The following is a 4555-nucleotide window of genomic DNA, read 5'->3' as shown; positions in this document are numbered from 1 at the left end:
GAATCGAGGCGCCTGGTAAGTTCTGCCAATACATCTTGTGGTCGGCCACGACTTTCTCGATGTACACCGGCGGCGGGAGTTTGTTCGAAGCAAGATGAGGAGGATCGACCACCTCAATGTCTTCTCGCGTCGCGAACCACAGTTTGCCATCAGCAGCTTTTGCAAAGGTTGGACCGAAGGAGGAAGGCGCTCCCCAAGGCAGGGCGCCGTCGGTTGCATCCCAAAGCGTCGGTTCAACCCGGCGCGCCGGGTCTGAGATCCAGGCCTCCACCTGGTTGCGCGGTATGCGCATCAGGCCGCAGGCCGTGTACAGCCACAACGAACGATCGTCCTCCTCTGTTGTCCAGTGAATTCTGTCGCACGGCAAGCCGTTGCTGCTTGTGAGGGTTGTGATCCGGCCGTCTCTGATGCGGCTCACGCCGCCAAACTGCGTTGCGACCCACACGGCCCCATCCCGATCGAGGCGAACGGCGGCGACAGGCCCCTTGGTCATTCCGTTCGCGGCTTTGTACGAAAGGCGGACCTGGCCATCCTTGAAAAACTCCACTCCCCCATCCTGCCAGAATCCAAGCCACAGTCCGCCGCGGTCCTGATCGAAAATGATCGCCTTGGCCTGTTGACGGCGTCCGAGTGCTGTCCAGGGAAGATTCTCGATCAGGCGTCCTTCCCGAAGATGGGAAAGGCCTTTGTTTCCTGAAAGCCAGAGATTGCCTGCGTTGTCCCCGGTGATGGAATAGACCTCCGTGCTGGGTACCCCATCGACGGAGACGAACCTGCCGTTGTTGAACCAAGCCAGTCCATGACCTGTGAACACCCAGATGCGCCCAGCATGATCCTGGTACATGGACTGCACCACGTCATCCGGCAGTCCATACGCTTTACGGAATATGGTCGTTTGTCCTTTCTGCCATCTCGTCAAACCATCTTTGGTGGCAATCCACGTGCTGCCATCAGTCGTTGCAATTACCGATTGAACGCTATCGCTGGACAAACCCTGTTTTGTAGAAACAGTAGTGACTGGGAGTTCTCGAAACCTATCAAGTCCCCCAGCAGTGGACACCCAGATATTTCCTTCACGATCCTCAAAAAGGCCGGCGATGATGTTGCCTGACAAACCGCTCTCTGCCGTGAAGACATCCGCGCGACCGTGATGCACGTGGATCAGCCCCCGCTGGTTGGTTCCGATCCAGAGCCCTCCATCGCGGTCCCGGAGCAGCTTATTCGCATCAATTTCGCGGTCGGGCAGCGCCGCATTGGAGTTCAAGGCGCTGCGAATCGGGTAGGCTTCGAGTTTGTCACCAACGACCTGCCTTAGTCCTCCACCTCTGATCCCAACGATTAGCCGACCATCGCCGGATTGAGTCAGGTCGGCAAGCCGCACTCCGGGTACCGCATAGCGCTTCGGCGGACCGGGCTTCCAGTGCCAAAGGCCGGATTCTGTGCCAGCCCAGAGAGCGCCGGAACTGTCCTCACCCAAACTCCAGACGAATGAGCCGAAGGAGCCATCTTCGCCGTAGCATAGCGCGTGGCCGCTTCGGATTGCGCACAGCCGACCTGTGGGACTGCCCGGTGAGTCGAACAGTGTACCGACCCAAACCGTTCCCTCCCGGTCTTCGAGTAGTGATGTTATGAACGAAGCGCCTACCTCGGGGTATTGGGTCAGCTTGCCGTTGTTCCAACTCGCGAGCCCGCCATACGTCCCAATCCAGAGCGTGCCATCGCGGGTGACGAGCAGAGCATATGGGCTTTCGGGGAGTTGCTGCCCCGCCGGTGGTTTCCAGGGGACGAAACGAACGCCATCGGAACGAAACAAGCCAAATTCCGACGCCAGCCAGAGATAGCCGTCCGGCGTCTGGGCCATCGCGAAGGCGGTGCCCGTAGCGAACCCGTCCCGGATAGTCCAGGCGGTATGCCCGTACTGGCTGATGTCCAGCGAGGGGTTCAGTGCCAAGGAGCAAGTACAGTTCCCCAGCAAAACGCACAGGGAAATCGCGGCCATCCTCAGTCTTCTCACGGTGCCTCAGATTCTATTCCACCGCCTTCGAAAAATGCACCGGTAGTTACGGTTGAGTTGTTTGAATGCTAAGTCAAGGAGGAGCACGAGGGTGTTACAAAGGCTGAACTCAGCTGTGCGCTGATTCAGAGAACAACCCACGGAGGCTCCTCGAGACCCTATGTACTACATCGGACTTGATGTGCACAAGAAGACGATCGGCTATTGCGTAAAGGACGCGGCCGGCAAGGTTTTTCAGGAAGGCAAGATCGGATCGACGCGAACTGAATGCGTAGATCAAAACCCTTCCCCAACCCCGGACGATCGCCATGGAAGGCGACGATCTTCGGCTGGATCTACGATCATCTGCTTCCGCATGCAGAGAAGGTGAGGGTGGCGCCGTCGTGGTCTCGTCTCCGTCTGTGCTCAACCCCACTGAGATCCGCTGCGCTCTTCAATGGTGCTGGCCTGCCTGCCGTTCCGTCTCGCACCGACGCCTGGGCCGTCAAAACTTAAGGGCACAGACCGTACGGAGTACGGAAATGCACCTGCGGCGCTCTCGAGTTTCGTGGAGTGTCAACGGAATCTGCAATCGTGTGTAGGACCAGGAAAACTCGCAGTCTGCATGGACTTCAAACGCGCGTATGAGACGTTCTCATCAATCAGACGCATTGCAATATGCGACCGAGATCGAGCTTTGGCAAAGCCCATCCGGAGTCACAACGTGTTTGAATGACAATTCCTGCTAACGATCAGCTTCATCGGCTGACCTTCTGCGGGACCGGAGCGCGCTCTCCATGGTGGTTTTTCTTCACAGCAATGAGGCTTAACACTGCAAACACAAGCACAGCGGTCACCATGGAGATGGAAAATAGGAAATCGGCCTGCGGCCATCCCAATACGCTGAGAATGGCCAAGACACTGAAGACGTGCACGATCATGATGAGTAAATCCAGACAAAGCGCGCACATTGTGCTCAGTATCAAAGTGGTTCCCCATTTTTCATTCGAATTGAACTTGCGCAAGGAAATCACTGCGAAAGCCGATACACAAACGCCGAGCATGGTGAGCCACTGAATAAGGCTAGTGTGATCAAGAGAAAAGACCAGGCCAACGGCACTAACGGCCAGGCTAAATCCCAAGAAGTGCCCAACCCATTCCTCAAAAGAGCGCCCCGAGATCATCCTGATGCAAGCAGCGACTCCACCGATAATGGCATTGAAGCCTAAAAAGGTATGAATGAGTTTGAGTATCAGCATAATTTCTTCCCTAACCGTGCCTCTAACCCATCGCCCGAATGTGATGATCGGTTAGTTCTCCGGAATTTCTGTGCATGTTCTCTGGGTGTTGATAGCTGTATCCTCTGTTCAAGTCTTCAAGGCTGACCCCGATGCTGACCTTGTAGAGCCTGGTGTTACTCGGCTTGCGCTGGCGGAGACCGCCAGGAGATCGTGCAAGGAGTGCTGGTGTAATTGGATTCGGCGGGTCCTCGGTCTCCAAACAAACCGAAAGAGACAGCGCTTCCAGCAAATTCTCAATAAGGCGGGAGCGTGAATCATCCGGCATAGAGGCTCTCGCTTTGAATGTGGGAAATGAAGATGCTAAGTAGACAGACGTCCAGAGCAATGCCGAGCACGCCTGCCACCGCGGCAATACAAAGATCCAGCGAGTGTCGCGCCAACTCGCGCATCGGGTCGCCCGCGGAGTTGCCATCGTGCCCGGTGCCCGACGGCGGTACGCGCGATGTTTGCATCATGTCGCGTGAGTGCCAGTCAAACTTCGACGCCGTCTCAGCTATGCATTGATGCCGGGTAACCCTGTAGGAATAGGTCAGTCGAGAAGTCTTCTGCATGAGCTATCGACCTCTTTCTGGGTGCAGGCCCCGTAGCGACACGACTCTTGACGTGTTCGCACTGCTTTACATCGGTATCCAGCAATGGGATTGCCAAATACAAGCGCAACTATCCTCTTCACTTTCAGCAGAGTCGTTTGATTGTGATCGCCGCGATCGCGTCATCTGCTGCAATAGCGGCGGCCTGACCGTCATCTTCTGAGGATTGCGGCAGTTCGCGACCAGTGCGAGGAGGAGACGCTGCCAAGCTTGTGATCCTCTTCGTCTTCCTTAAAGGACGTGAGGGCAAGTTTACCGATAGGGATTTGTTCAGAGCTTGTCCATTGTGGTGTATGAGGCGAGAGATGCCGCTTTCGCGGCAAGTGCCGCAACTGCGGCAATCTCTTTAAGTCTGTCAGTTCCCCTATGTATTCTCATCTGCTTTGGATTCAACCATTCTTTGCGTCGCCGCGATTGGCAAACCGCTTGCATTGAATCAGGGCATGTTGCGAATTACGTTGCCAGCGAACAGTTCAGGAATCGTCGTTCTCGAAGGAAGATTGACCGGTCTGTGGGCGCAAGAACTTCTGCGCGTCGCTCGAGACGCATATCAAGGCCCCGGCATGATCTTGGATTTGCAGGAAGTCTTCTATGTCGATTCAAGCGGTGAGGAGGCGTTGCGAATCTTGAGCCGGGTTGGTGCGACATTTATCACTGACTCGGCATATGGA

At 55.9% G+C, this 4555-nt stretch carries 4 protein-coding genes; 1 reads left to right on the top strand and 3 read right to left on the bottom strand.

The features are described 5' to 3' along the window. The 3 genes from WA354_RS24390 to WA354_RS24380 all read right to left on the bottom strand — a co-directional run. Positions 1–1999: ligand-binding sensor domain-containing protein (locus tag WA354_RS24390; RefSeq protein WP_472815627.1), on the bottom strand; the 1999-nt coding region annotated here is incomplete at its 3' end. 752 nt (positions 2000–2751) lie between these two features. Further along, a complete protein-coding gene (locus tag WA354_RS24385; protein ID WP_472815626.1) occupies positions 2752–3252 on the bottom strand; it encodes a hypothetical protein in 501 nt (166 codons plus the stop codon). 296 nt (positions 3253–3548) lie between these two features. Continuing rightward, positions 3549–3845 carry a hypothetical protein gene (locus WA354_RS24380; protein ID WP_472815625.1) on the bottom strand — a complete coding sequence of 99 codons (297 nt, stop codon included), beginning with the start codon at positions 3843–3845 and terminating at the stop codon, positions 3549–3551. A gap of 482 nt (positions 3846–4327) precedes the next feature. On the opposite strand from WA354_RS24380, the gene WA354_RS24375 reads away from it, so the two are divergent. Then, positions 4328–4555, top strand: a 228-nt coding sequence (locus tag WA354_RS24375; RefSeq protein ID WP_472815624.1) for a hypothetical protein, incomplete at its 3' end; no start/stop codon positions are given.

It is taken from the genome of Occallatibacter sp. (genome assembly GCF_049802275.1).
Taxonomy (GTDB): domain Bacteria; phylum Acidobacteriota; class Terriglobia; order Terriglobales; family Acidobacteriaceae; genus Telmatobacter.
Note: the sequence above shows the minus strand (reverse complement) of the source record. Positions and strands in the feature narration are given on the sequence as shown.